Raw genomic sequence first — 25562 nt, 5'->3', positions numbered from 1 at the left:
CATCAGGGCGGATCGACCGCGCCACATCTGCAAGGATGAACGGCGAATCCAGAGTGTGAACAGCAGTGAGGAGATCGCCGTGTCGGGTATGTCGGCGGGCCGGTCAGCCATGCGGATGGGACCCGCTGAGCTGGTGCAGGCGGCGGCCATGGCCCGCCGCTTCTACCTCGAGGGCAAGTCCAAGATCCAGATCGCGGAGGAGTTCGGCGTCAGCCGCTTCAAGGTGGCCCGGGTCCTGGAGACCGCCCTCGAACGGGATCTCGTACGCATCGAGATCCGGGTCCCCGCCGAGCTGGACGCCGAGCGCTCGGACGCGCTCCGCGCCCGCTACGGCCTGAGGCACGCCGTCGTGGTCGAGTCCCCGCCCGAGTCGGAGGAGACGCCCGACCCCGAGAACCTCGGCGAGGTCGCCGCCGATCTGCTCGGCGAGCTCGTCAACGAGGGGGACGTCCTGGGACTGGCCTGGGGCCGGTCCACCATCCACATGGCGGCGGCGCTCGACCGGCTGCCGCCCTGCACCGTGGTGCAGCTGACGGGCGTGTACGACGCCGGGACCGCCGAGCGCGGCTCGGTGGAGGCCGTGCGGCGCGCCGCGCAGGTCTCCGGGGGCGACGCTCACCCCATCTACGCGCCGATGCTGCTGCCGGACGTGGCCACCGCGCAGGCGCTGCGCCACCAGACCGGTATCGCCCGGGCCTTCGAGTACTTCGACAAGGTCACCGTCGCGTGTGTGTCCATCGGCTCCTGGGAGCCGGGCATCTCCACGGTGCACGACATGCTCAGCGACGAGGAGCGGGCGCACTACGCCTCGCTCGGGGTCGCCGCCGAGATGTCCGCGCACCTCTTCGACGCCCAGGGCCGCCGGGTGGGCCGCGACCTGGGGGAGCGGTGCATCACGGTCAAGGCCGACCAGCTCCGCCGTATCCCGGAGGTCGTGGCGATCGCGGGCGGGCAGCGCAAGGCGTCCGCGATCGACGCGGTGCTGCGCTCGGGGCTCGTCACCTCCCTGGTGACGGACACCTCGGCCGCGGACTACCTCATGACCGCGGGTCCGACGCCCAAGCCGGCCCTGAACCGGGCCGACCCGGACGGAGTCTGACAGCGGGTGCCCCGGGGACGGCCGTGACGGCATCGACGGCATGCCGCCGCGGTCCGTCCCCCGGGGCGGCCCGCCCTTGGACGATCCTCCCAAGGCACCCTGCGTAACCTGGAGGAACTGACCGTGCACGGCGTTCCGGCCGTCATGGGACAATGAAGTACGTGCTCTTCGCCCCCCTGGCTGTCCTGTCCGGGGGCCACCTCTGATCGACTGGGATGTGCAGCACGTGCGTTTCCTCAACGACATCCAGCCCTCGTACGACCTGACGTACGACGACGTCTTCATGGTGCCGAGCCGCAGCTCGGTCGGCTCGCGGCAGGGTGTGGACCTCAGCTCGCCCGACGGAACGGGCACCACGATCCCGCTCGTCGTCGCCAACATGACCGCCATCGCCGGCCGCCGCATGGCCGAGACCGTGGCCCGGCGCGGTGGCCTCGTGGTCATCCCGCAGGACATCCCGATCGAGGTCGTCACCGAGGTCGTCTCCTGGGTCAAGAGCCGGCACCTCGTGCTGGACACGCCCATCGTGCTCGCCCCCCACCAGACCGTCGCCGACGCGCTGTCCCTGCTGCCGAAGCGGGCGCACAACGCCGGTGTCGTCGTGGACGAGAACCACCGGCCCGTCGGTGTCGTCACCGACGCCGACCTGTCCGGCGTCGACCGCTTCACCCAGCTCGAGGTCGTCATGTCCAAGGACCTGCTCCTGCTGGACGCCGACATCGACCCGCGCGAGGCCTTCAACACCCTCGACCAGCACAACCGCCGCTACGCCCCGGCCGTCGACCGGGACGGCAGGCTGGTGGGCATCCTGACCCGCAAGGGCGCCCTGCGCGCCACGCTGTACACCCCCGCCGTCGACGCCCGGGGCAAGCTGCGCATCGCGGCCGCCGTCGGCATCAACGGCGATGTGGCCGGCAAGGCCAAGCAGCTGCTCGACGCGGGCGTGGACACGCTCGTCATCGACACCGCGCACGGCCACCAGGAGTCGATGATCACCGCGGTCAGGACGGTGCGGGCGCTCGACCCGCAGGTGCCGATCGTCGCGGGCAACATCGTCTCCGCCGAGGGCGTCAAGGACCTGATCGACGCGGGCGCGGACATCATCAAGGTCGGTGTCGGCCCCGGCGCCATGTGCACCACCCGCATGATGACCGGCGTCGGCCGGCCGCAGTTCTCCGCGGTCCTGGAGTGCGCCGCCGAGGCCAGGAAGTACGGCAAGCACGTGTGGGCCGACGGCGGTGTCCGCCACCCCCGCGACGTGGCGATGGCGCTGGCCGCGGGCGCGTCCAACGTGATGGTCGGCTCCTGGTTCGCCGGCACCTACGAGTCCCCCGGCGACCTCCAGCACGACGCCCAGGGCCGCGCCTACAAGGAGTCCTTCGGCATGGCCTCCGCGCGTGCCGTGGCCAACCGCACCTCGGACGAGTCGGCGTACGACCGTGCCCGCAAGGCACTGTTCGAGGAGGGCATCTCCACCTCGCGCATGTTCCTCGACCCGGCCCGCCCGGGCGTCGAGGACCTGATCGACTCGATCATCGCGGGCGTCCGCTCCTCCTGCACCTACGCCGGCGCCGGCTCCCTGGAGGAGTTCGCCGAGAAGGCCATCGTCGGCATCCAGAGCGCGGCCGGCTACGCCGAGGGCAAGCCGCTGCACGCCAGCTGGAGCTGACGCTCCCTCAGTTGCCTTGCGGACGGCCCCCGGTGGGAAAAACCGGGGGCCGTCCGCAGGTCCGGGACCGTACCGTCGGGGCATGGAGATGCCCGTCTGCCGCCCCGCCGACGTGGCACTGCTCGACCGGTACATGGGGTCGTCCGCCGCCACCTCGTTCCACGCCCGCCGGTTCGCACGCCAGGAGGCCGGCCGGAGCACCTACCTCCTCGCCTGGCTCGACGGGCGGCCCGTGGGCCACACCGAGCTGCGCTGGGGCGGCTGCGCCGACGAACGCGTCCGCGCCGCCCGGCCCGGCTGCCCGGAGATCAACGCGCTGGCCGTACGGCCCGAGACGCTGCGCTCCCGCGGCATCGGCAGCGCGCTGGTCCGCGCCGCCGAGCGGCTCGCGCACGAGCGCGGCCGCACCGCCGTCGGACTCGGCGTCGCGGACGACAACCCCCGCGCGGCCGCCCTGTACACCCGGCTCGGCTATCTGCCCCTCACGACCTACCTGGACCGCTGGTCGTACGAGGACCACGACGGTGTCGTCCACGAGTGCGCCGACCCCTGCACCTTCCTGGTGAAAGACCTGCTCGCGAGCCCCCCGCGCAACACTTGAAAGCCGTCGTGCAACGAATGTGCACCCCCTTGCGATGAACGCAACGATCTTGCGGGCACGCGCAAGGTTGCTGCATTACGACGGCAACGTCCCAGATCGTAGGCTCCTGCGCTGTACGAGGCGTGGCGGGGTTTCCGCTCGGTGTGCGGACCCCGCGGGACGGGGTGCGACACATCCCCGTCCCCCTGATCGGCAGCGATAAGGAGCCGCGCGTGCTCGACCAAGGCGCACCCCCGCAAGTCCGCAGTGAAACCGTCCCCGCCGCCCCGGGGCTCGGCGCGCGCCTGATGCGCAGGAAGCCGGTAGAACTCCTGGTCGCCGAGGGTGGCCAGGGCGAGGGAGGCTCGCTGAAGCGCTCCCTCGGACTGTGGCAGCTGACCATGATCAGCATCGGTGCCACCCTCGGCACCGGCATCTTCGTCGTCCTCGGTGACGCCGTCCCCGAGGCCGGCCCGGCCATCACGCTGGCCTTCGTCATCGCCGGTCTGACGGCCCTGTTCTCCGCGCTGTCCTACGCCGAGCTGGCCGGCTCCATCCCGGTCGCCGGGTCGTCGTACTCGTACGCGTACGCAACGATGGGCGAACTCGTCGCCTGGATCTGCGGCTGGTGCCTGGTCCTGGAGTACGGCGTGTCGGTGGCCGCCGTCGCGGTCGGCTGGGGCGAGTACCTCAACGAGCTGCTCGACGGCACGATCGGCGTCACCATCCCGTCCGCGCTGTCCTCGGCACCCGGTGAGGGCGGCATCGTGAACCTGCCCGCGCTGATCGTGGTCCTGCTGGCGATGGTGTTCCTGCTCGGCGGTGCCCGTGAGTCCGCCCGCGCCAACACCATCATGGTCATGGTGAAGATCGCCGCGCTGGTGCTGTTCTGCGCGGTCGGCTTCCTGGGCTTCAAGTCCGGCAACTACGCCGACTTCATGCCGCTCGGCATGGCCGGGGTGAGCGCCGCCGGGGCCACCCTGTTCTTCTCCTACATCGGCTTCGACGCCGCCTCCACCGCCGGTGAGGAGGCCAAGGACCCCAAGAAGGACCTGCCGCGCGCGATCATGCTGTCGCTGATCATCGTCACCGCGCTGTACGTGCTGGTCGCCGGTGTCGCCGTCGGCGCCTGGCACTGGACGAAGTTCGAGGGCTCCGAGGCGTCCCTCGCGGCGATCATGAACGATGTCAGCGGCCAGACCTTCTGGGGCACGCTGCTCGCCCTCGGCGCGGTCATCTCCATCGCGAGCGTGGTCCTCACCGTGCTCTACGGCCAGACCCGCATCCTGTTCGCGATGGCCCGCGACGGCCTGGTTCCCAAGGCGCTCGGCAAGGTCGACGCGAAGACCGGCACCCCGCGCCTGAACACCGTCATCGTGTCGCTGTTCTGCGCCGTCCTCGCCGCGTTCATCCCGCTCGGCAAGCTCGTCGACGCCACCAGCATCGGCACGCTGTTCGCCTTCGCCCTGGTCAACATCGCGGTGATCGTGCTGCGCTACAAGCGGCCCGAGCTGGAGCGCACCTTCAAGGTGCCGTTCGGTCCGGTGCTGCCGGCGGTGGGCTTCCTGTTCTGCGCCTGGAACATGTTCAGCCTCGACACCGTCACCTGGGTGGTCTTCGGGTGCTGGATGGCCGCCGGTCTCGTGTTCTACTTCATTTACGGCCACCGCCGTTCCCGTCTCGCGACGCCCCAGGCGTCCGTAGCTGAAGTGAAGTGAACCACCCGCAGTGCTGAACGATCTCGACGAACGCATCGTGCACGCCCTCGCCGAGGACGCCCGCCGTTCCTACGCGGACATCGGGCAGCTCGTCGGCCTGTCCGCGCCCGCCGTGAAGCGGCGCGTGGACAGGCTCAGGGCCACCGGGGCGATCACCGGGTTCACCGTCCGGGTGGACCCGGCGGCGCTCGGCTGGGAGACCGAGGGGTTCGTCGAGATCTACTGCCGGCGCAACACCTCGCCGGAGACCATCCAGCGGGGTCTGGAGCGGTACCAGGAGGTCGTGGCCGCGTCCACCGTCACCGGGGACGCGGACGCGGTCGCCCAGGTCTTCGCCTCCGACATGCGCCACTTCGAGCGGGTGCTCGAACGCATCGCGGGGGAGCCGTTCGTGGAGCGCACCAAGTCGGTGCTGGTGCTGTCGCCGCTGCTGCGGCGGTTCTCCTCCGGGTCGCCCACGTAGTACGTCCACTGCTTGTACCTCGACTGCGGGTGGTTCCAGCCGGGCGCGTGTGTTCTCCGCGCCCTCAGGGACGTGTCCTTCCCGTGTTCCCGGCAGCCGCGCGACGACCGATCGACGACAGCAGTCGCCGTACGACCACGGCGTGGGCGCCCGACCTGATGACCAGGGTCCGGTAGAGCGCACCCGCCGCCCCCGGGAACCGGGCCCGGGTCTCCGCGCGCAGCCGGGTCCGCGCCGGGCCCGCCTCCTCCAGGCGGAAGATCAGCGCGTACGACGAGAAGCGGTGGCTTCCGGTCAGGGTCAGCTCCCCGGGCGGCCGCGCCCCCGCGACCCGGAAGCCGCCCGTCCTGGAGCCGTCCAGCACTTCCCCCAGCGCACACCACACCACGTCCCGCTCGGCGTCGGCGACGACCGTGTGCGTGTCGACGTACGGCAGGTCGAGGATCTCGGTGACGTCCATGAGGGCCCCTTCGGTTCGGCGTGTCCCTCAGTCTCGGACGCGCCGCGGGCCGTCGGCCTCCTCCGACGGGACGACCTTCATGGCCGTACGGGGGAGGGGCGCCTCGTCACAGCGCAGGGTTCCACGGCACCACCGTGAAGTCGCCCGTCCCCTCGCGGACCTTCTCGAACGGCGCCGAGCTCACGCACTTCGGCAGGTTCCGGGGGCCGAGGTCCTCGGTCGCGGCCCAGCTGTAGCCGAGCCGGTCGTGCCGGCCGAGGTCGTGGACGGTGACGCCGACCCGCCGGCCCTTCGCGCCGGGCAGGTCGGATTCGGTGATGACGCCCGAGACCACGGCCACCGCCCCGCCGGTGACCAGGCAGTCGACCCGCGCCTCGGCCCGGGCGCCCTTGCCGTCGAGGTAGTGGCTGAACTCGAAGGTGCCGGTCGCCTTCGACGGGTCGGCCGTGTCCTTCGCCGCCAGGTGCGCGTCGAAGGTGAAGGTGATGTCGTCCCCGGCCGAGCGGTACAGCTTCGCCGTGCCGGTGAGGGCGGCGGCCTCCCGGGCTCGCGGCCCGTCCGAGGCGGTGGCGGACGCCGCGCCCGTCGCGGTCAGCAGCAGCGCGGCGCCGAGCACAGCGGTCTTCGTACGTCGGTTCATGATGGTGCCTTTCCGCAGGTCGACAAGGTGCCACCACTCTCCCGGGCACACGTCCCCGGCACATCGGACCCCGGGCGGCACCCGCTCTCCGCCGGACGGGGGAGGAGACCTACGACGGGAGGCGCAACGAATCGCCGCGCATCGCCCGGGGGACGCAACGAACAGCGCACGGACGCGCAACGGCTTCTCCTTGTCCGCCCAGGTCGCCCGCCCGTACCTTCTAGATGGCCCCCGCACTCATCCGCGGAGGCGCCCCCAGACCCGCCCGTCCCGGTGAGGAACCCGTATGCGCACCGCCCTGCTGCAGAGCTCCGGCCGCCCCGGCTCGACCGTCGAGAACCTGAAGGTCCTCGACGAGGCCGCGGGCCGGGCCGCCGCCGCGGGGGCCGGGCTGCTCGTCACGCCGGAGATGTTCCTGACCGGCTACGCGATCGGCGACGACATCGCCCGGCTGGCCGAGCCCGCCGACGGCGAGGCCGCCGACGCGATCGCCGACCTGACCGCCCGGCACGGCCTGGCGATCGCCTACGGCTACCCGGAACGCGACGGCGACACGGTGTACAACTCCGTCCAGCTGATCTCCGCGGACGGCGCCCGGTCGGCCAACTACCGCAAGACGCACCTGTTCGGCTGCTTCGAGCGCGACCACTTCACCCCGGGCGACACCCCGGTCGTGCAGGCCGAGCTGGACGGCCTCACCGTCGGCCTGATGATCTGCTACGACGTGGAGTTCCCGGAGAACGTCCGCGCCCACGCCCTCGCCGGCACCGACCTGCTGCTGGTGCCGACCGCGCAGATGCACCCCTTCCAGTTCGTCGCCGAGTCGGTGGTGCCGGTGCGCGCCTTCGAGAACCAGATGTACGTCGCGTACGTCAACCGGGTCGGCACCGAGGGCGAGTTCGAGTTCGTCGGGCTCTCCACCCTGGCCGGCCCCGACGGCGTCGCCCGCACCCGCGCCGGCCGCGCCGAGCAGCTCGTCCTCGCCGACGCCGACCCGGCCTTCCTCGCCGCCTCCCGCGAGAACAACCCGTATCTGCTGGACCGCCGCCCGGGCCTGTACGGGTCGCTCGTCTGAACCTCCCCCGCCTTTCTGTCTTCTGTAGCAGTCGCAAGGAGTCCGTACCCCATGACGTCCACCGTGCCCAACGCCGTCGAGCACGCCGACGAGCAGCAGCCGCCGATCACCATGTTCGGCCCGGACTTCCCGTACGCGTACGACGACTTCCTCGCCCACCCGGCGGGCCTGGGCCAGATACCGGCGACCGAGCACGGCACCGAGGTGGCCGTCATCGGCGGCGGCCTCTCCGGCATCGTCGCCGCCTACGAGCTGATGAAGATGGGCCTGAAGCCCGTCGTGTACGAGGCCGACCAGATCGGCGGCCGGCTGCGCACGGTCGGGTTCGACGGCCCCAACACCGACGGTCTGACGGCCGAGATGGGCGCGATGCGCTTCCCGCCGTCCTCCACGGCGCTGCAGCACTACATCGACCTGGTGGGCCTGGAGACGCGGCCCTTCCCGAACCCGCTCGCCGAGGCCACCCCGTCGACCGTCGTCGACCTCAAGGGCGAGTCGCACTACGCCGAGACCATCGACGACCTGCCCCAGGTGTACCGGGACGTGGCCGCCGCCTGGAACAAGTGCCTCGAAGAGGGCGCCGACTTCTCCGACATGAACCAGGCCATGCGCGAGCGGGACGTACCGCGCATCCGCGAGATCTGGGCGAAGCTGGTCGAGAAGCTCGACAACCAGACCTTCTACGGCTTCCTCTGCGACTCCGAGGCCTTCAAGTCCTTCCGCCACCGCGAGATCTTCGGCCAGGTCGGCTTCGGCACCGGCGGCTGGGACACCGACTTCCCGAACTCCATCCTGGAGATCCTGCGCGTCGTCTACACCGAGGCCGACGACCACCACCGCGGCATCGTCGGCGGCTCCCAGCAGCTGCCGCTGCGGCTGTGGGAGCGCGAGCCGGAGAAGATCGTCCACTGGGCGTACGGCACCTCGCTCGCCAAGCTGCACGAGGGCGGCCTCCCCAAGCCGGCCGTGACCCGGCTGCACCGCACCGCGGGCAACCGGATCACCGTCACCGACGCGGCCGGCGACATCCGCACCTACCAGGCGGCGATCTTCACCGCGCAGTCCTGGATGCTGCTGTCGAAGATCCAGTGCGACGACGAGCTGTTCCCGATCGACCACTGGACGGCGATCGAGCGCACCCACTACATGGAGTCCTCCAAGCTCTTCGTGCCCGTGGACCGGCCGTTCTGGCTGGACAAGGACGAGGAGACGGGCCGGGACGTCATGTCGATGACGCTCACCGACCGCATGACCCGCGGCACCTACCTGCTGGACGACGGCCCGGACAAGCCCGCCGTGATCTGCCTGTCCTACACCTGGTGCGACGACAGCCTGAAGTGGCTGCCGCTGTCCGCGAACGAGCGGATGGAGGTCATGCTGAAGTCGCTCGGCGAGATCTACCCGAAGGTCGACATCCGCAAGCACATCATCGGCAACCCGGTGACGGTGTCCTGGGAGAACGAGCCCTACTTCATGGGCGCGTTCAAGGCCAACCTGCCGGGCCACTACCGCTACCAGCGGCGCCTGTTCACGCACTTCATGCAGGACCGGCTGCCCGAGGACAAGCGCGGCATCTTCCTCGCCGGCGACGACATCTCCTGGACGGCCGGCTGGGCCGAGGGCGCCGTGCAGACCGCGCTGAACGCCGTCTGGGGCGTCATGCACCACTTCGGCGGCACCACCGACGCGGCCAACCCCGGCCCCGGTGACGTCTACGACGAGATCGCCCCGGTGGAACTGCCCGAGGACTGACCGGGCCCCCTGATCGAGGCGCGGCCGGCCGGACACCGACTACGGCCGACCGCGCCTTTCCCACGCGCGCGCCGCAGCCGTGGCGCCTCCACTCGCGCCGGCGCTTGCACTCCCGCCGGCCGTGGCGCCGGCGATGCCCCGGCGGCGGCCCCGGCCGCCTGGCAGAATCCCCTCGGGTGAGGGGTGGCCGCACGGGTCGGGGGCGAAGCGGATGGACCGGGTGAGGGCGGGGGCCGCCGTGGCGCTGTCGGCGGTGCTGCACCTGGTGACCTGGGCCGTCGCCGTGGGCGGCGTGCTGCTCGTCGTCCTCGGCTGGGAAACGGTGGTCCAGCCCGTCCTCGGGCTCATCCTGCTCGGCCTCGCCGTCCATCTGCGGCCTCCCGCCGACCCGGTCGACGCGGACGGCGTCCTGCGCCGGACCGACGCGCCGCGGCTGTTCTCCCTGCTCGACGACATCGCCCGGGCCCTCGGCGGCAGGTCCTGCGACGCGGTGCGGCTCACCCCCGGCTTCGAGGTCCGCGCCGTGCGGCACGGGCTGCGCGGGACGCGGCTCGACCTCGGGCTCGCCCTGTGGGCGACGCTGACCCCGCAGCAGCGCGTGGCGTGCCTGGCCCAGGCCCTGGCCGGGCTCACCGGCACCGATGTGAGCCGGCACCTGCTGGTGCGCACCGCCCTGCGGATCGGGAGCCGGCCCGTCGCGCCCTCCGACGACTCCGCCGCACTGCGCGAGCGGGCCTTCGCCACGCCCCGCACGAGCCGCCGCACCGACGACCTGGCCGAGGCCGCGGGGCGCTTCCGCGTGGACAACGCCCTGAGCCGGTGGACCGTCTGGCTGGTCACATGGCCGCTCAGACAGGTCGTCCGGCTGGTGCGGCGCCTTGTCGCGCCCCTCGCCGCGGAGGCCGAGCGCCGCTCGGACGCGTCGGCAGCCGAGGTCGCCTCCACCGAGGCCGCTGTCGCGGCGCTGACCCGACGGGAGGCGGCGCCCGCGCTGGACACCGAGCTGCGCCGGCTGGCGGTCGAGGCAAGGGCGTTCGGCCGTGAGGACGCCTCGGACGCGCTCTGGGGGCGGCTCGCCTCCCACACGGCGAACCTCCCGGCGGCCCCGTCGCCCGGCGGCGCCGCGCGGTCACGGGCCGGCCTGCTCGCCGCGGCGGAGCCCCGTCCTGCCCGGGTGACGCTCGATCCCGAGGCGGCCGCCGCGCTGGAGCGCGAGTTGGAGCCCGCGGGGCGGGCCGTCGCCCGGCGGTACATCCGTGACGTCGCCGGTCTCCCGGGATGACGAGCGCCCGTGTCAGTCCGGCAGCGGCGTGAGCAGCATGCGCCCCGCGAAGCCGACGGCCGCGTCCAGCCGGCCGGTGAACTCCTCGGCCACGTCCGGGAGTCGGCGCAGTGCCCACAGCGCGCGGGCCGCGGTCCAGGTGGCGTCGCGGGCGCGTTCCAGGCTCCATGAGCCGAGCAGATGGGTGAGCGGATCGGCGATCTGGAGCAGGTCGGGGCCCGGCATCAGATCCTCGCGGATGCGCTCCTCCAGCGCCACGAGGAGGTCGCCCACCCGGTCGAACTCGTCCTCCAGCTCGCCCGGTTCGCAGCCGAGGCTGTGACAGGCGTCCACGACGGCGAGCGCGAGGTCGTGCCCGATGTGGGCGTTGATGCCGGCGAGCGCGAACTGCAGCGGACGTACGCCGGGATGGCGGCGGAACTGGAACAGCGGACGCCAGCAGGCCGGCGGACGGCCGTCCGCCGTGGCCGCGTCCACGGCGCAGAGGTACCGCTCCGCGAACCGCACGTCCAGCGTGATCGCCGCTCGCGGGTCCGGGAACCGGCCCGCGTCCAGCTGCCGGTCGACCGCCTCGGTGACGGCGAGGTAGACACGGTTGAAGACGGCGACCCCGTCCCGTGCGGGCAGGGCCGCGTCCAGCGCGCGCATCCGGGAGACGACCGCGTCGACAGGGGTGGTGAACTGTTCCAACTGCGCCATGGGGGCAGGGTCCCAGCCCCGGGCCGGCCGCAGGGGCGGCGGGCCGGGCGCTTCCCCAGAACGGGGGAACGCCCGGCCCCCCCCACCTCGAAAGCGGCACGCCTACGACTCGGCGCGCCGGGCCTCCTCGCCGTACGACGACGTGCCTTCGTCCAGGAGGGGCTCCTGGGTCTTGAGGTGGGCCGGGGCGAAGGCGCGCAGGGCGTGGTAGCCGGTGATGACGACCAGGGTGCCGAGGGCGATGCCGCTGAGGGAGAAGGTGTCGGTGAACTCCAGGGTGACGTTGCCGACGCCGATGATGATGCCCGCGGCGGCCGGGACGAGGTTCAGCGGGTTGCGCAGGTCGACCTTGGCGTTGATCCAGATCTGGGCGCCGAGCAGGCCGATCATGCCGTAGAGGATGACGGTGATACCGCCGAGGACGGCGCCCGGGACGGCGGCGACGACCGCGCCGAACTTGGGGCACAGCCCGAAGAGGAGGGCGAAGCCGGCGGCGGCCCAGTAGGCGGCGGTGGAGTAGACGCGGGTCGCGGCCATCACGCCGATGTTCTCGGAGTACGTGGTGTTGGGCGGACCGCCCACGGCGGTGGAGAGCATCGAGGCGACGCCGTCGGCGGAGATCGCGGTGCCCAGCTCGTCGTCGAGATCGTCGCCGGTCATCTCGCCGACCGCCTTGACGTGCCCGGCGTTCTCCGCGACCAGCGCGATCACGACCGGCAGCGCGACGAGGATCGCCGACCACTGGAAGCTCGGGCCGTGCAGGTCGGGCAGGCCGATCCAGTCGGCCCTGGAGACGCCGGAGAGGTCCAGGCGCCAGTGGTCGGTGACCTTGCCGCTGCCGTCCGCCGCGTGGATCCTGCCGAAGACCCGGTCGAACGCCCAGGAGATGCCGTAGCCGAAGATCAGCCCGAGGAAGATCGCGATCCGGGACCAGAAGCCGCGCAGGCAGACCACCGCGAGGCCGGTGAACAGCATCACCAGCAGAGCCGTCCACTGGTCCTGCGGCCAGTAGGTGGACGCGGTGACCGGGGCGAGGTTGAAGCCGATCAGCATCACCACCGCGCCGGTGACGATCGGCGGCATGGCCGCGTGGATGATCCGCGCCCCGAACTTCCGCACCGCGAGACCCACCAGGAACAGGGCCACGCCCACCACGAACACCGCGCCGGTCACGGTCGCGCTGGAGCCGCCCTGGGCGCGGATCACCGCCGCGACGCCGACGAAGGACAGCGAGCAGCCGAGGTAGCTGGGCACCCTGCCACGGGTGGCGAGGAGGAAGACGGCCGTCGCGACGCCCGACATCATGATCGCGAGGTTGGGGTCCAGTCCCATCAGGACCGGAGCGACGAAGGACGCCCCGAACATGGCCACCACGTGCTGGGCGCCGAGGCCCACCGTGCGCGGCCAGGACAGCCGCTCGTCGGGCCGGACCACGGCGCCGGGGGCCGGGGTGCGTCCGTCGCCGTGCAGTTTCCAGCGGACGCCGAGATCCATGGTGGGGTTTCGCTTTCGTCGTACGGGTGGATGCCGCCGACCATTGTCCCTGCCCGAAGACCGTGCTGAGCGCCCGCTTAGGATGAGGTGGTTGAACCGTTGACCTCAGGAGACCCACCCGTGACCGCCGAAGCACCACCCGCCCCCGCCCTGTCGTACGGCCGGCTCGTCCCCGTCACCGTCCACTTCGACGACCTCGACGCACTCGGCCTGCTGCACAACGCCCGCTATCCGCTGATGGTCGAGCGGGCCTGGACCGCGCTGTGGCAGGACCACGGTTTCCGCTTCGAGGGCGACTGGGCCGCCGCCGGCGACGCCTGCAACGCCGTCAAGGAGCTGCGGATCAGCTACGAGGCCCCGGTGACCAGGCCCGGCGAGTACGCCGTCCATCTCTGGCTGGAGCGGCTCGGCACCACGGGCCTGACCTACGGCTTCCGCTTCTGCTCGGCCGACGGCGTCACGACCTACGCCCACGGCAGCCGGGTGCTGGTCCGGCTGGACGCCGACACGCTGCGCCCGGCGCCGTGGAGCGAGGGGTTCAGGGCCGCGGGTCGGGCACTGCTGCGTCCGTCGGACGGCTGACCTTCGGCCGGTCGCGGTCGCCCGCCCGCAGGACTCCCGCGAACACGACGAGCCCGCAGGCCAGCAGGGTGACCAGGCCGAAGGACACCACCAGGCTGGTCGCCTGGGCGAGCCCGCCGATCGCGCCGGGCGCGACCAGGCCCGAGGTGTAGGTGATGGTGGCGACGCCCGCGATGGCCTGGCTGGGGTTCGGGCCGCTGCGGCCCGCGGCGGCGAAGCACAGCGGTACGACGACCGCGATGCCGAGGCCCATCAGCGCGAACCCGGTCATGGCCGCCGCCGGGTGCGGGGCGGCGACGATCAGCAGCCCGCCTAGGACGGCGAGGACACCGCCCGCCCGGACCGTGCGCACCGAGCCGAAGCGGTCCACCACCTTGTCGCCCGCGATCCGGGCCACCGCCATGGTGAGGGTGAAGCCCGTGGTGCACGCCGCCGCGAGGCCGGCCGAGGCCGCCAGCTCGTCGCGCAGATACACCGCCGACCAGTCCAGGCTCGCCCCCTCGGCGAACACCGCGCAGAAACCCACCGCGCCGATCAGCAGCGCCGACTTCGGCGGCAGCGCGAACCGCGGCGGAGGCTCCTCGTCCTCGGCCGGCTGGAGGTCCAGCACCCAGCCGCACGCGGCCACGCCGAGGCCGGTCAGCACCGCGGCGGCCAGCAGATGGTGCAGGCGGGCGTCGACACCCAGGTGCGCGGCGAGCGTGCCCGCCGCCGAGCCGATCAGGGCGCCCGCGCTCCACATGCCGTGCAGGCCGGACATGATCGAGCGCCCGAGCCGGTTCTCGACCTCCACGCCGAGGGCGTTCATCGCCACGTCCGCCATGCCGGCGGTGGCGCCGTAGGTGAACAGCGCCAGGCAGAGCGTGAGCAGTCCGGGGGAGAGGGCCGGCAGCACCAGCGACAGGGTCCACAGGGCGATCAGTCCGCGCAGGGCGTTGCGAGCGCCGAAGGTGTGGCTGATGCGCCCCGCGAGCGGCATCGCGACGGAGGCGCCCAGCGCAGGAAAGGCGAGGGCGAGGCCCAGCTGTCCGGCGCTCACCCCGGCGTGGTCCTGGATCCAGGGCACCCGGGTCGCGAACGAGCCGGTCACCGCGCCGTGCACCGCGAACACGGCGGCCACGGCGTACCGCGCCCGCCGGACATCGCGCTGCTCGTAGGACACTGCGTCCATCTTCCCGCCCTCCGCATGCTGTGTCAGTGCGTCGGTAAACTATCAGGAACCCTGCCTGATAGATAGCCGTTAGGATGCGCCCATGCCCGCATCACCGAGCACCGCCCGGGCCATCAACGACCGGCTCGCCCTGCGGCTGCTGCAGCAGGAGGGCCCGCTGACGGCGGCCCAGCTGAAGCAGCTGACCGGACTGTCCCGGCCGACCGTCGCCGACCTCGTCGAGCGGCTGACCTCGGCCGGGCTCATCGAGGTCGCCGGAGAGGCGGGGGAGCAGCGCCGCGGCCCCAACGCCAAGCTGTACGGCATCGTCGCCGGGCGCGCGCACCTCGCGGCGCTCGACGTACGCACGGAGGGCGTCTCCGTCGCCGTCTGCGACCTGGTGGGCCGGGTGCTGGCGGAAGCCTCCGCGCCGATCGCCGGCGAGGCCGGGACCGGGTCCGCCGTCGAGCAGGCGGTCGCGCTGGTGGAGCGGGCGGCCAAGGAAGCCGGGGCCGCCGCACTGCACACCGTCGGGATCGGCGCGCCCGGCCTGATCGACCCCGCGACCGGCGAACTCCGCGACTCCACCGGGCTGCCCGCCTGGCACCGCCGTCTGGTGGCGGCTCTCCAGGAACGGCTCCCCGCGGCCCGGGTGACCGTCGAGAACGAGACCAACCTCGCGGCCCTGGCCGAGCAGCGCGAGGGCGCCGCCCGCGACCGCGACACGTTCGTCCTGCTCTGGCTGGGCGCCGGCACCGGCGCGGCCGTCGTACTCGACGGCACCTTGCGCCGCGGCGCCTCGGGGGGCACCGGCGAGATCGGCTTCCTGCCGGTGCCGGGGACGGACACGCTGCCCTCGGCCACCGACTGCGAGGGCGGGTTCCACTCCCTGGCGGGGGCCCAGGCGATCGAGCGGCTCGCGGACGAGTACGGAGTGGGGGCGCGGGGCGCGGGGGAGGAGCTGGGTGCCGCGGCGGCGGTCCGGGCGGCCGTGGCGGAGGAAGGCGCGGGCGAGGGGGGTGCCGGCTTCCTGGACGCCGGTGCTCCCTCGGCTGCCGCCGCCTTCCTCGACGCCCTCGCCGGCCGGCTCGTCGTCGGGGTCGCCTCCGTCGTCGCCGTACTCGATCCCGGGTGTGTCGTCCTCGGTGGAGAGGTCGGCCGGGCCGGGGGCGAGGCTCTGGCCCGGCGTGTGGCGGAGCGGCTGCGGAGGATGTCCCCGCTGGGCGCGGAGGTCCGCAGCAGTGCCCTCGGCGGGGGTGCCGTGCTGCGCGGGGCGCTGCTCACCGCACGGGAGCGGGCGCAGGAGGAGCTGTTCGGGCCGGGCGGGCCCTGACCGGGTGGTTGCCGGGGCCGACCTGGCCCCGACCGGGTGGTTTCAGATGCTCGCTCGGCGCTTCGGGTTCGCCCGGCCCCTCCCTGACCGCGCGCCCTCCAGGGCCTCACCGCGACCGGCCCCCGGCCGCGTGGCTCAGCCCCCGAGGCGCCCGGGGCCCCCGAAGCGCCGTTCCAGATACTCCTCGAACGTGCCCTTTCCCACGGCCGGTTCGGGCGTGAGATGGCCGCCCTCCCGGAACGCGCGGTACGCCGTGCCCCACAGCGGCACCCGCACCAGGGGCCGGCGGCGGCCGGTGGCCGAGAGGTAGGCGCGGGCCAGCGAGTCCAGGGAGCGCACCTCGGGGCCGCCCATGTCCGGGACGCGGCCCGCCGGGGCGCCGACGGCCAGCTCCGCCAGGCGGCCGGCGACCTCGGCCACCTCGATCGGCTGGTCGCTCACACCGGCCGGCAGCAGCATGACCGGCGGCTTGGCGAGCCCCTGGAAGAGCTGCACGAGCAGGTCGTGGAACTGCGTGGCGCGCAGCGTCGTCCAGCCCAGCCCCGACTGCTCCACCAGGCGTTCCACCGCCAGCTTGCTCTTGTAGTAGCCGAACGGCACCCGGTCCACCCCGACGATGGAGATGTAGACCAGGTGGCCCGTCCCGGCCCGCCGCGCCGCCTCGATCAGGTTCGCCGCGGCCCGCTCGTCCCCGCCGCGCGGCGTGCTGGCGCAGTGCACGACCGTGTCCACGCCCGCCAGGGCCGCGTCCAGCCCGCTGCCGCCCTCCCGCAGGTCCACGGCGTACGGCTGCGCATGCCGGCTGAGCACCCGCACCTCGTGCCCGTCCGCGCGCAGGCGCTCGGTGACGAGCCGGCCGAGGACTCCGGTTCCGCCGGTCACCAGGATCGTGGTCATGACGTTCAGCTCCTTCGGACGCCGGGCGCTCCCCGTGGAACACCCTTCGCCGACTGAGACGACGCGGCCCCCGCGGAATGTGACAACCGAGGGGGCCGGCTCTCATGGACGCCCGAGCTGGCGCTGCAGGTAATCCAGCTTGTCCGGGTTCATCACCGTGTGCGCTTCGCTGATCAGCCCGTCGCGCAGCTCGAACGAGGACACCGAGACGAGCCGCTCCCCGTCCCAGGCGAGCAGCGCGACGCCGCCGTTGACCTCGGCCAGGGTGAAGCGCACACCGCCCAGGTAGCGCTCGGCGACGCCCAGCAGGAAGCGGAGGACCTTGTCGCGGCCCTCGATCGGCCGGCGCGCCGCGGTGACCTTGCCGCCGCCGTCGCTGAACCAGATGACATCGGCGGCGAGGAGCTTCTCCAGGCCCGCCAGGTCCCCCTCGCGGGAGGCGTTGAGGAAGGAGACGACGAGCTCCTCCCGGCGCTCGGGAGCGGATTCGAAGCGGTGCTCGTCGGCGGCCACCCGCCGCACCGCACGCCGGTAGAGCTGACGGCAGTTGGCCTCGGTCAGGTCCAGCACGCCCGCGATCTCCCGGTGCCCGTACCCGAAGGCCTCCCGCAGGACGTACACCGCCCGCTCGGTCGGCGTCAGCCGCTCCAGCAGCACCAGCATCGCCAGCGACACGGCCTCGCGCTGCTCCGCGGACTCCAGCGGCCCGAGCGTGCCGTCGGAGGTGGCGACCGGCTCGGGCAGCCAGGGCCCCGGATACGTCTCGCGCCGCGCCCGGGCGGAGGTCAGCCGGGTGAGGCAGAGGTTGGTGACGACCTTGGCGAGCCAGGCCCCCGGGTGGTCGATCCCGGCGCGGTCGGCGCCACTGAAGCGCAGCCAGGCGTCCTGGACGGCGTCCTCCGCCTCGTCGGCGGAGCCGAGCAGCCGGTAGGCGAGAGCGAACAGCCGGGGGCGGTGCGTCTGGAACTCGTCGGCGAGCGCGGCGGCAGTCGTCATGCCCTCACCCTGCCAGAAGGCCCCGCCCGGGCGTCGCTTGGGAGGCCCGGCGGCGGGCAAGGGCCGTCGTCACCGCCGCCGGGCCGGTCCGTCGAAGGGCGCTAGCAGGAACCGAGGTCCTGCCACACCCCCCACTCGCCGGTGGTGCCGGGCTCCTCGCCCTTCGTCCACCACTTGGCCTTCCACGAGTGCCCCTTGTGGGAGACCTGACTACCGCCGCCGTACTCCGTCGTCGCGCTCCAGGCGGGCGCGGTGCAGGCACCCGGGGTCGGGGTCGGGGTCGGGTTCGTCGGGTCGGGGGAGGGGCCGGTGCCCGTGCCCGGCTCGACCACCGTGGTGCCCCGTGCCAGGTTCCCCGCCAGCTGGTACGTCGTCCCGGCGATGGTCACCGTCCAGTTCCACGGCGTGGACACCGGCAGGTAGTAGTTGAACGACAGCTCCACCGACGCGCCCGGCGCCAGCGACTGCCAGCTCGGCAGCTTCAGCGAGACCCGGTGGAAGTCGCCCTTCAGCCCGCCCACGTTGGAGCCGGTGTGGTCGCTGCTGATCACCTTGGTGCCGAAGCCCGACTGGTCGGAGGCGTTGCCCGGCGCCGCGGTGGAGTAGTCGAACTGGAACTCCGTACCGCCCGGCAGGGTCGTCTTGGTGTTGTTGGTGATCCGCACCTTCGGCGTGATCGGGTAGTTGGAGTCGCCCAGCTTGAAGTCGCCGAACTCCACACCGATGTCGACGGCCTTGTCGGGCAGCGCCTTGTTCGAGACCTTCGCGCCGTAGGGGGCGGCCGACTTGAACTTGTCGTACATCAGCGAGGTGAGCGTCGAGCCGGGCTCGTACTGGCCCTTGGCCGCGTTCCAGGCGTAGTCGCCCGCGAGCTCCCACACCATCGTGCCGCCGATGCCCCGGCTGACGACGTAGTCGGCCTTCGCGGCCACCGACTGCTCGTCCTCGGTGGACAGGAACACCTTCTTCTCGGCGTTCCACAGCCACGGCGCGACCAGAGTGGAGTCGTACCTGCGGGCGTAGGTGCCGGTCAGCCTGGTGCCGGACGGGAAGCCGTACCTGGTGAGGTAGTCGCCCACGACGCCCTTCTCCAGGTTCTTCGCGTGCCACATCGGGTTGGAGCCGGCCGGCGACTCCATGCCGTTGGTGTCCAGGTCGTGCCACAGGTTGTCGATGCCGACCGCGCCGTCACCGCACTTGGTCAGACCGGACCCGGCCGGGCAGGTGGTCGCGGCCGCCTTGCCCCACAGGCCGTCCGTGCCGCCCTGGACGTTCTTGAACCCGCGCGTGTAGTACGGCAGGCCGATGTTGATGCGGCCGGCCGGCATCGAGCCGCGGAAGTAGTGGTACGCCCAGTCGGTGTTGAGGTAGCCGATGCCGCCGTACTGCTGGCTGCCGTAGACGCCCGCCGCGGCCAGCTCGGCGTCCTTGCCGTCGTCGAAGAGGGAGGCGTTCGGGCCGACGTACTCGTTCCAGGCGCCGTGCAGGTCGTAGGACATGATGTTGACGTAGTCCAGGTACTTCTGGACCTGGAAGGTCTCCATGCCGCGCAGCAGATAGCCGGAGGAGGGCGCCGCCACCGACAGCAGGTAGTGCCTGCCGTCGGCCGCGCCCGCGCGGTCGAGCTTCTCGCGCAGGGTCTTCATCAGGGCCGCGTAGCCCTTGACCAGGCCGGCCCGGCGGGCGTTGGAGATCGACCAGTCGAGCGGGTTGCCCGCGTCCTTCATGGTCGTCGGGTACTCGTAGTCGATGTCGACGCCGTTGAAGCCGTACTTCCTGATGAACTCGACGGCCGAGCCGGCGAAGGTGTCGATGCCCGCCTGGTTCACCGAGCCGTCGGCGTTGGTGGCCATGGAGTAGAAGCCGCCCGAGTTCACGCGCGAGCCGTCGTCGGCGAAGTAGCCGCCGGTCTCCGCCCAACCGCCGACCGAGATCAGCGTCTTGACGTTCGGGTGCTGCTTCTTGAACTTGTTCAGCAGGTTGAAGTGGCCCTTGTACGTGTACGCCGGGTCCATGTCGGCGCCCGCCACACCCGGCCAGGTCATGCCGGTGGCGGCGTTGGCCGTGCCGTCCGCGCCCACGGAGATCCTGTTGGAGCCGTCGATGTGGGCGAAGGCGTAGTTGAGGTGGGTGACCTTGTCCCACGGGATGTCGGAGGCGAGGTAGGCGGGCGTGCCGTCCTTGCCGGTCCGCCAGCCGGTGAAGTAGCCGATCACCCGGCGCTGGTGGTCCGCGCCCATCTTCTCGCGCCCGTCGGCGTCGTAGACGGAGCAGTAGGGGACGTCGACGCCGGGCGTGCGGTAGAGGCCGTCGGGGCGACAGGAGTCCTGGTCGGCGGCGTGCGAGACGGTCGCCGGGAGGCCGGCCAGCAGGAGACCGGCGACCGCGCCGGCGACGGCGAGCAGTGCGGGTCTGGCGCGATTGCGTGCGGGGGACAGCAATTCGGCTCCTCTCCAAGGAAGTTGCGCAGACCCTAGGGAGGACTAGACCAATGCGTCAATAGGTATGGACCAATCCCGTGCCGATGGTTCCCGTGACGCGTTCTCGTCATGTGCATGTGAGCCACTCCACAGGCCTCACCCGCATGGACGAGTGGCGGCCGTGGCACACTGGCCCTGTACCAGTAGCAGCGCACTCCGGGGTCGGTGAAAGTCCGAACCGGCGGTTACAGTCCGCGACCCGGTCGCCTCCAGCGGCCGGTTGACCAGGTGAAACTCCTGGACCGACGGTTAAAGTCCGGATGGGAGGCAGTGCGCGGCGGGCGGGCACATCCGTGCGCGTCGCCGTATCTACGGTTCGCCTTCCCTGGCGAACCCTGTCCGGCGTCGGCGTCCCCGGTGTCCTCGCTCGTACCTTCTGTCGTCATCGACAGCCCCGGAGTCCGTGCCCGAAGAGGCAGGAGGACCCGGGAAGTGTTCACCGGAATCGTCGAAGAGCTGGGCGAGGTCACCGCCGTCGAGACCCTCGACGACGCCTGTCGCTTCCGGCTGCGCGGCCCCGTCGTCACCGAGGGCGCGAAGCACGGCGACTCCATCGCCGTCAACGGAGTCTGCCTCACGGTCGTCGACCACGAGGGCGACGAGTTCACCGCCGACGTCATGGCCGAGACCCTCAAGCGTTCCAGCCTGGGCGCCCTCACCGTCGGCTCCCGCGTCAACCTCGAACGCCCCACCGCCGTCGGCGCCCGCCTCGGCGGCCACATCGTGCAGGGCCACGTGGACGGCACCGGCTCCGTCCTGGAGCGCACTCCCTCCGAGCACTGGGAGATCGTGAAGATCTCCCTCCCCGCGGACCTCGCCCGCTACGTCGTCGAGAAGGGCTCCATCACGGTCGACGGCATCAGCCTCACCGTCGTCGAGGCCGGCCCCGACTACTTCACCGTCAGCCTCATCCCGACGACCCTCGCCCTGACGACGCTCGGCCACAAGCAGCCCGGCGACCCGGTCAACCTCGAGGTCGACATCATCGCCAAGTACGTCGAGCGCCTGCTCACCACCGGTCAGGGGGAGGCCAAGTGAACTGGCTGAACTCCGAGGCGTTCGTGCTGCTCGACCAGCACATCATCTGGTCGGACATGATCGGCAACATCTTCGGCCTGATCGCCCTCACCCTCGGCTGGCGCCGCTCGGTGTGGACCTGGCCCGTGCAGTTCCTCGCCGGCCTGATCCTCTTCGCCGCCTTCTACGGCCACCTCACCGGCAGCGCCGGCAAGCAGGTCGTCGTCATGCTGGTGGCGCTCTACGGCTGGTGGCAGTGGAACCGCGGCAAGGGCCAGGGGGAGGACGGCCACATCTCCGTGCGCTTCGCCACCTGGCGCGAGCGCGCCGCGATGACCGCCGCGGCCGCCGCGGGCACCGTCGCGGTCGCCCTGCTGTTCAAGGCGTACCCGAGCCTCTCCTGGGACCCTTGGCCCGACGCCTACATCTTCGTCGGCACCATCGTCGCCATGTACGCCCAGGCCAAGGGCATGGTCGAGTTCTGGTTCGCCTGGCTGCTCGTCGACCTCGTCGGCGTGCCCCTGAACTTCGCCAACGGCTACGCCTTCTCCGGCTTCGTCTACGTCATCTACGGCGCGCTGGTCCTGTGGGGCATGCGCGACTGGTGGCTGCGCTCCCGCAAGGGTCCGCGGCCCGCCCTGGAAGGAGCGCCCGCATGAGCACGGCATCTGTCCTGTACCCCGGCGACGACCTCGACGACTTCGCGCTCGACCCCGTGGAGCGGGCCGTCGCCGACATCGCCGCCGGCCGGCCGGTCGTCGTGGTCGACGACGAGGACCGCGAGAACGAGGGCGACCTCGTCGTCGCCGCCGAACACGCCACCCCCGAGATCGTGGCGTTCATGATGAGCGAGTGCCGCGGCCTGATCTGCGCCCCCATGGAGGACGACGAACTCCAGCGGCTCCGGCTCCCGCAGATGGTCGCCGACAACACCGAGTCGATGAAGACCGCGTTCACCGTCTCCGTCGACGCCTCCGGCGCCCACGGCGTCACCACCGGCATCTCCGCCGCCGACCGCGCCACCACGCTCCAGCTCCTGGCGAGCGGCACCGCCCAGGCGGACGACTTCGTCCGCCCCGGCCACATCTTCCCGCTGCGCGCCAAGCCCGGCGGTGTGCTGGCCCGCAACGGCCACACCGAGGCCGCCGTCGACCTCGCCCGCCTCGCCGGACTGCGCCCGGCCGGCGCGATCGTCGAGATCGCCGGCGAGGACGGCCGGATGCTGCGCCTGCCCGAGCTGATCCCCTTCGCCCGCAAGCACGGCCTGACGATCATCTCCATCGAGGACCTGATCGCCTACCGCCGCTCCAGCGAGCCCACCGTCCGCCGCGAGGCCGAGACCCGGCTGCCCACCGCCCACGGCACCTTCACGGCGTACGGCTACCGCTCCACCGTCGACGGCGTCGAGCATGTCGCGCTGGTGCACGGCGAGATCGGCGACGGCGAGAACGTCCTGGTCCGGGTCCACTCCGAGTGCCTCACCGGGGACGTCTTCCACTCCCTGCGCTGCGACTGCGGCCCCCAGCTGGAGACCTCCCTGGAGCGCATCCAGGCCGAGGGCAGGGGAGTGGTCGTCTACCTGCGCGGCCACGAGGGGCGCGGCATCGGCCTGCTGTCCAAGCTGCGCGCCTACGAGCTCCAGGAGCAGGGCCGCGACACCCTGGACGCCAACCTGGAGCTGGGCCTGCCCGCCGACGCCCGCGACTACGGCGCCGGGGCGCAGATGCTGAAGGACCTGGGCGTGCGCAGTGTCCGGCTGATGACCAACAACCCCGACAAGACCGACGCGCTCCTGAGGCACGGCATCGCCGTCACCGAGCGCGAGCCGATGCCCGTGACCGCGGGCGAGCACAACCTCCGCTACCTGCGCACCAAGCGGGACCGGATGGGCCACGATCTGCCCTGGCTGGACACACCCACCGTGTCCACCTGCGGCAACCAGTAAGCGAGCACCGAGGAGACACGAGAACGTGAGCGGCAAGGGCGCACCGGAACTGTCCGTACGCAACGTGGGTGACCTGCGGGTCGCCGTCATCGCGGCGCAGTGGCACGAGAAGGTGATGGACGGACTGGTGGACGGCGCCCTGCGCGCCCTGCACGACCTGGGCATCGACGAGCCGACCCTGCTCCGGGTCCCCGGCAGCTGGGAACTCCCGGTCGTCGCCAAGGTGCTCGCCGGACGCGGCTACGACGCGATCGTCGCGCTCGGCGTCGTCATCCGCGGCGGCACCCCCCACTTCGACTACGTGTGCCAGGGCGTCACCCAGGGCCTGACCCAGGTCTCCGTCGACACCGGCGTGCCCGTCGGCATGGGCGTGCTCACCTGCGACACCGAGGAGCAGGCCCTCGACCGGGCGGGCCTGGAGGGCTCGAACGAGGACAAGGGGCACGAGGCGGTCACCGCCGCGGTCGCCACCGCGGCCACCCTGCGTTCAGTATCCGAACCGTGGCGCTGAGCGGTGCCGGGGACCGCGTAGGGTAAGGACCACCATGTCCAAGAAGACGTTCGAGGAGCTCTTCACCGAGCTCCAGCACAAGGCCGCCCAGGGCGATCCCGCCACCTCCCGCACCGCGGAACTGGTGGAGAAGGGCGTCCATGCCATCGGCAAGAAGGTCGTCGAAGAGGCCGCGGAGGTCTGGATGGCCGCCGAGTACGAGGGCAAGGAGGCGGCCGCCGAGGAGATCTCGCAGCTGCTGTACCACGTCCAGGTGATGATGGTCGCCCGCGGCATCTCCCTCGACGACGTCTACGCCCACCTGTAAGCACCCCCGAGAAGCCGCAACCACCCCCTTCACGCAAAGGAAGCCGACCTCATGCTGCGCATCGCCGTCCCCAACAAGGGTTCCCTCTCAGGCCCTGCGGCGGACATGCTGCATGAGGCCGGCTACCAGCAGCGCCGGGAGTCCAAGGAACTGCGGATCGTCGACCCGGAGAACGAGGTCGAGTTCTTCTACCTCCGCCCCCGCGACATCGCGATCTACGTCTCCTCCGGCAAGCTCGACATCGGCATCACCGGCCGCGATCTGCTGATCGACTCCGCCGCCGACGCCGAGGAGATCCTGCCGCTGGGCTTCGCCCGCTCCACCTTCCGCTTCGCCGCCAAGCCGGGCACCGCGAACACCCTCCAGGACCTCAAGGGCAAGACGGTCGCCACCTCCTACGAGGGCATCGTCGCGGGGCACCTCGCCGACCACGGCGTCGACGCCTCCGTCGTCCACCTCGACGGCGCCGTCGAGACCGCCATCGAGCTCGGGGTCGCCGAGGTCATCGCGGACGTCGTCGAGACCGGCACCTCGCTGCGCAACGCCGGCCTGGAGGTCTTCGGCGAGCCGATCATGAAGTCCGAGGCCGTCGTCGTCCGCCGCACCGGCGCCGACGCCGACGACCCCAAGGTCCAGCAGTTCCTGCGCCGACTTCAGGGAGTCCTCGTCGCCCGGACGTACGTGATGATGGACTACGACATCCGCGCCGAGCACCTGGAAGCGGCCGTGGCCATCACCCCCGGCCTGGAGGGCCCGACCGTCTCCCCGCTGCACAACGAGGGCTGGGTCGCCGTGCGCGCCATGGTCCCCACCAAGGAGGCGCAGCGCATCATGGACGACCTGTACGCCATCGGCGCGCGGGCCATCCTCACCACCGCCATCCACGCCTGCCGTCTCTGAGAGGACCGCGGCACGATGTCGGACCTCCCCCCGCTTCCCGTCACCTTCCGGCCGAGCCGCACCCGCGCGGTGCTGCTCACGGCCGCCGCGGCGATCTTCGTCACGGTCTCGGCCATCGCCCTGCTGCTGGACAGCCTCGGCCCCGGTGAACGGCTCACCTTCATCCTCACCGCGGCCGTGTTCGCCGGTGTCGTGCTGATGCTGGCCCGGCCCAAGGTCGTCGCCGACGACAGCGGTGTGACCGTCGTCAACTTCGTCAGCTCACGCCGGCTGGAGTGGGCCGAGATCGTGCAGGTCAACCTGCGGGTCGGCGACCCGTGGGTGTTCCTCGACCTCACCGACGGCACCAGCCTGCCCGCCATCGGCATCCAGCCCGGTATCGCCAAGGAGCAGGCCATCGCCCACGCCCGTGCCCTGCGCGCGCTGGTCGATGCCCGCTCGGGGGACGCGCGCACCTGATGGGCCCGCTCCCCCTGACGCGGTCACCGGTGTCTTGATTAATCTGGTGACGGA

The 25562-nt window shown here is 71.9% G+C and carries 25 protein-coding genes and 1 riboswitch; of the genes, 17 read left to right on the top strand and 8 right to left on the bottom strand.

Annotated elements, in window-relative coordinates:
- Positions 1-55 precede the first annotated feature (55 nt).
- The 5 genes from ACIGXJ_RS22770 to ACIGXJ_RS22750 all read left to right on the top strand — a co-directional run bounded on the left by ACIGXJ_RS22770 (position 56) and on the right by ACIGXJ_RS22750 (position 5529).
- Positions 56-1099 (top strand): sugar-binding transcriptional regulator, encoded by a 1044-nt coding sequence (locus tag ACIGXJ_RS22770; RefSeq protein ID WP_399648302.1) that lies wholly within the window; start codon positions 56-58, stop codon positions 1097-1099.
- A gap of 226 nt (positions 1100-1325) precedes the next feature.
- Complete coding sequence (locus tag ACIGXJ_RS22765; protein WP_399649078.1) at positions 1326-2768, top strand: GuaB1 family IMP dehydrogenase-related protein; 1443 nt, start codon at positions 1326-1328, stop codon at positions 2766-2768.
- Between the two features lie 82 nt (positions 2769-2850).
- Positions 2851-3369, top strand: a complete 519-nt coding sequence (locus ACIGXJ_RS22760) for a GNAT family N-acetyltransferase (protein WP_399648300.1) — start codon at positions 2851-2853, stop codon at positions 3367-3369.
- Positions 3370-3581: 212 nt separating this feature from the next.
- The gene (locus ACIGXJ_RS22755; protein WP_399648297.1) at positions 3582-5066 is read left to right on the top strand and encodes an amino acid permease; all 1485 of its coding nucleotides are present in this window, start codon (positions 3582-3584) and stop codon (positions 5064-5066) included.
- A 10-nt stretch (positions 5067-5076) separates the two neighbouring features.
- On the top strand, positions 5077-5529 hold the full coding sequence (locus tag ACIGXJ_RS22750; RefSeq protein ID WP_093551890.1) for an Lrp/AsnC family transcriptional regulator: 453 nt from the start codon (positions 5077-5079) through the stop codon (positions 5527-5529).
- 64 nt (positions 5530-5593) lie between these two features.
- On the opposite strand, the gene ACIGXJ_RS22745 is transcribed toward ACIGXJ_RS22750, so the two are convergent.
- Together ACIGXJ_RS22745 and ACIGXJ_RS22740 are read right to left on the bottom strand one after the other, a co-directional pair.
- Positions 5594-5989, bottom strand: coding sequence for a hypothetical protein (locus ACIGXJ_RS22745; RefSeq protein ID WP_399648295.1), 396 nt, complete (start codon positions 5987-5989; stop codon positions 5594-5596).
- A gap of 106 nt (positions 5990-6095) precedes the next feature.
- Positions 6096-6629, bottom strand: coding sequence for a Repetin (locus ACIGXJ_RS22740; RefSeq protein WP_399648292.1), 534 nt, complete (start codon positions 6627-6629; stop codon positions 6096-6098).
- Positions 6630-6915: 286 nt separating this feature from the next.
- Here ACIGXJ_RS22740 and ACIGXJ_RS22735 point away from each other — a divergent pair, with 286 nt between their 5' ends.
- The 3 genes from ACIGXJ_RS22735 to ACIGXJ_RS22725 all read left to right on the top strand — a co-directional run bounded on the left by ACIGXJ_RS22735 (position 6916) and on the right by ACIGXJ_RS22725 (position 10738).
- The gene (locus ACIGXJ_RS22735) at positions 6916-7704 is read left to right on the top strand and encodes a carbon-nitrogen hydrolase family protein (protein ID WP_399648290.1); all 789 of its coding nucleotides are present in this window, start codon (positions 6916-6918) and stop codon (positions 7702-7704) included.
- 51 nt (positions 7705-7755) lie between these two features.
- The gene (locus ACIGXJ_RS22730) at positions 7756-9456 is read left to right on the top strand and encodes a flavin monoamine oxidase family protein (RefSeq protein ID WP_399648287.1); all 1701 of its coding nucleotides are present in this window, start codon (positions 7756-7758) and stop codon (positions 9454-9456) included.
- 211 nt (positions 9457-9667) lie between these two features.
- Positions 9668-10738: a hypothetical protein gene (locus ACIGXJ_RS22725; RefSeq protein WP_399648284.1), complete on the top strand. Its 1071-nt coding sequence runs from the start codon at positions 9668-9670 to the stop codon at positions 10736-10738.
- 12 nt (positions 10739-10750) lie between these two features.
- On the opposite strand, the gene ACIGXJ_RS22720 is transcribed toward ACIGXJ_RS22725, so the two are convergent.
- Both ACIGXJ_RS22720 and ACIGXJ_RS22715 read right to left on the bottom strand, forming a co-directional pair.
- Entirely contained in the window at positions 10751-11437 is a 687-nt protein-coding gene (locus ACIGXJ_RS22720; RefSeq protein ID WP_399648282.1) for a DUF5995 family protein, read from the bottom strand.
- 102 nt (positions 11438-11539) lie between these two features.
- Positions 11540-12931, bottom strand: a complete 1392-nt coding sequence (locus tag ACIGXJ_RS22715; protein ID WP_399648278.1) for a uracil-xanthine permease family protein — start codon at positions 12929-12931, stop codon at positions 11540-11542.
- A 120-nt stretch (positions 12932-13051) separates the two neighbouring features.
- Here ACIGXJ_RS22715 and ACIGXJ_RS22710 point away from each other — a divergent pair, with 120 nt between their 5' ends.
- On the top strand, positions 13052-13513 hold the full coding sequence (locus ACIGXJ_RS22710) for an acyl-CoA thioesterase (RefSeq protein WP_399648275.1): 462 nt from the start codon (positions 13052-13054) through the stop codon (positions 13511-13513).
- Here ACIGXJ_RS22710 and ACIGXJ_RS22705 read toward each other — a convergent pair.
- Positions 13470-14684, bottom strand: a complete 1215-nt coding sequence (locus ACIGXJ_RS22705; RefSeq protein ID WP_399648273.1) for an MFS transporter — start codon at positions 14682-14684, stop codon at positions 13470-13472. The two genes, ACIGXJ_RS22710 and ACIGXJ_RS22705, sit on opposite strands and share 44 nt — an antisense overlap.
- An 82-nt stretch (positions 14685-14766) precedes the next feature.
- On the opposite strand from ACIGXJ_RS22705, the gene ACIGXJ_RS22700 reads away from it, so the two are divergent.
- Positions 14767-15996 (top strand): ROK family transcriptional regulator, encoded by a 1230-nt coding sequence (locus tag ACIGXJ_RS22700; protein WP_399648270.1) that lies wholly within the window; start codon positions 14767-14769, stop codon positions 15994-15996.
- Between the two features lie 135 nt (positions 15997-16131).
- On the opposite strand, the gene ACIGXJ_RS22695 is transcribed toward ACIGXJ_RS22700, so the two are convergent.
- From ACIGXJ_RS22695 to ACIGXJ_RS22685, 3 genes are all read right to left on the bottom strand, one after another.
- Complete coding sequence (locus ACIGXJ_RS22695; RefSeq protein WP_399648267.1) at positions 16132-16893, bottom strand: SDR family oxidoreductase; 762 nt, start codon at positions 16891-16893, stop codon at positions 16132-16134.
- Positions 16894-16995: 102 nt separating this feature from the next.
- Positions 16996-17889, bottom strand: a complete 894-nt coding sequence (locus ACIGXJ_RS22690; protein ID WP_399648264.1) for an RNA polymerase sigma-70 factor — start codon at positions 17887-17889, stop codon at positions 16996-16998.
- 101 nt (positions 17890-17990) lie between these two features.
- A complete protein-coding gene (locus ACIGXJ_RS22685; protein WP_399648261.1) occupies positions 17991-20330 on the bottom strand; it encodes a chitinase C-terminal domain-containing protein in 2340 nt (779 codons plus the stop codon).
- 186 nt (positions 20331-20516) lie between these two features.
- Positions 20517-20647: riboswitch (FMN riboswitch) on the top strand.
- 154 nt (positions 20648-20801) lie between these two features.
- On the opposite strand from ACIGXJ_RS22685, the gene ACIGXJ_RS22680 reads away from it, so the two are divergent.
- From ACIGXJ_RS22680 to ACIGXJ_RS22650, 7 genes are read left to right on the top strand one after another with little or no spacing between them, the layout of a single operon-like run.
- The gene (locus ACIGXJ_RS22680; RefSeq protein WP_399648258.1) at positions 20802-21407 is read left to right on the top strand and encodes a riboflavin synthase; all 606 of its coding nucleotides are present in this window, start codon (positions 20802-20804) and stop codon (positions 21405-21407) included.
- A complete protein-coding gene (locus ACIGXJ_RS22675) occupies positions 21404-22045 on the top strand; it encodes a nicotinamide riboside transporter PnuC (RefSeq protein WP_399648255.1) in 642 nt (213 codons plus the stop codon). The genes ACIGXJ_RS22680 and ACIGXJ_RS22675 overlap by 4 nt, the downstream gene beginning before the upstream one ends.
- On the top strand, positions 22042-23331 hold the full coding sequence (locus ACIGXJ_RS22670; protein WP_399648252.1) for a bifunctional 3,4-dihydroxy-2-butanone-4-phosphate synthase/GTP cyclohydrolase II: 1290 nt from the start codon (positions 22042-22044) through the stop codon (positions 23329-23331). The genes ACIGXJ_RS22675 and ACIGXJ_RS22670 overlap by 4 nt, the downstream gene beginning before the upstream one ends.
- Positions 23332-23356: 25 nt before the next feature.
- Positions 23357-23842, top strand: a complete 486-nt coding sequence (ribH, locus tag ACIGXJ_RS22665; protein WP_399648250.1) for a 6,7-dimethyl-8-ribityllumazine synthase — start codon at positions 23357-23359, stop codon at positions 23840-23842.
- A gap of 34 nt (positions 23843-23876) precedes the next feature.
- Positions 23877-24149: a phosphoribosyl-ATP diphosphatase gene (locus tag ACIGXJ_RS22660; protein WP_003988914.1), complete on the top strand. Its 273-nt coding sequence runs from the start codon at positions 23877-23879 to the stop codon at positions 24147-24149.
- Between the two features lie 51 nt (positions 24150-24200).
- Positions 24201-25049: an ATP phosphoribosyltransferase gene (gene hisG, locus ACIGXJ_RS22655; protein WP_399648246.1), complete on the top strand. Its 849-nt coding sequence runs from the start codon at positions 24201-24203 to the stop codon at positions 25047-25049.
- A 15-nt stretch (positions 25050-25064) separates the two neighbouring features.
- Entirely contained in the window at positions 25065-25508 is a 444-nt protein-coding gene (locus tag ACIGXJ_RS22650) for a PH domain-containing protein (RefSeq protein ID WP_399648244.1), read from the top strand.
- The last annotated feature ends 54 nt before the right edge of the window (positions 25509-25562 follow it).

This window comes from Streptomyces sp. NPDC053367, assembly GCF_044545925.1.
Lineage (GTDB): Bacteria > Actinomycetota > Actinomycetes > Streptomycetales > Streptomycetaceae > Streptomyces.
This window is presented reverse-complemented; position numbering and strand designations above follow the sequence as displayed.

Bases quoted from the DNA above. Each gene is read 5' to 3' on its own strand.
- ACIGXJ_RS22695 (WP_399648267.1), bottom strand. From the start codon at position 16,893: ATGACCACGATCCTGGTGACCGGCGGAACCGGAGTCCTCGGCCGGCTC.
- ACIGXJ_RS22660 (WP_003988914.1), top strand. From the start codon at position 23,877: ATGTCCAAGAAGACGTTCGAGGAGCTCTTCACCGAGCTCCAGCACAAG.
- ACIGXJ_RS22705 (WP_399648273.1), bottom strand. From the start codon at position 14,684: ATGGACGCAGTGTCCTACGAGCAGCGCGATGTCCGGCGGGCGCGGTAC.
- ACIGXJ_RS22700 (WP_399648270.1), top strand. From the start codon at position 14,767: ATGCCCGCATCACCGAGCACCGCCCGGGCCATCAACGACCGGCTCGCC.
- ACIGXJ_RS22760 (WP_399648300.1), top strand. From the start codon at position 2,851: ATGGAGATGCCCGTCTGCCGCCCCGCCGACGTGGCACTGCTCGACCGG.
- ACIGXJ_RS22720 (WP_399648282.1), bottom strand. From the start codon at position 11,437: ATGGCGCAGTTGGAACAGTTCACCACCCCTGTCGACGCGGTCGTCTCC.
- hisG (WP_399648246.1), top strand. From the start codon at position 24,201: ATGCTGCGCATCGCCGTCCCCAACAAGGGTTCCCTCTCAGGCCCTGCG.
- ACIGXJ_RS22690 (WP_399648264.1), bottom strand. From the start codon at position 17,889: ATGACGACTGCCGCCGCGCTCGCCGACGAGTTCCAGACGCACCGCCCC.
- ACIGXJ_RS22730 (WP_399648287.1), top strand. From the start codon at position 7,756: ATGACGTCCACCGTGCCCAACGCCGTCGAGCACGCCGACGAGCAGCAG.
- ACIGXJ_RS22650 (WP_399648244.1), top strand. From the start codon at position 25,065: ATGTCGGACCTCCCCCCGCTTCCCGTCACCTTCCGGCCGAGCCGCACC.
- ACIGXJ_RS22670 (WP_399648252.1), top strand. From the start codon at position 22,042: ATGAGCACGGCATCTGTCCTGTACCCCGGCGACGACCTCGACGACTTC.
- ACIGXJ_RS22740 (WP_399648292.1), bottom strand. From the start codon at position 6,629: ATGAACCGACGTACGAAGACCGCTGTGCTCGGCGCCGCGCTGCTGCTG.
- ACIGXJ_RS22725 (WP_399648284.1), top strand. From the start codon at position 9,668: ATGGACCGGGTGAGGGCGGGGGCCGCCGTGGCGCTGTCGGCGGTGCTG.
- ACIGXJ_RS22715 (WP_399648278.1), bottom strand. From the start codon at position 12,931: ATGGATCTCGGCGTCCGCTGGAAACTGCACGGCGACGGACGCACCCCG.
- ACIGXJ_RS22735 (WP_399648290.1), top strand. From the start codon at position 6,916: ATGCGCACCGCCCTGCTGCAGAGCTCCGGCCGCCCCGGCTCGACCGTC.
- ACIGXJ_RS22745 (WP_399648295.1), bottom strand. From the start codon at position 5,989: ATGGACGTCACCGAGATCCTCGACCTGCCGTACGTCGACACGCACACG.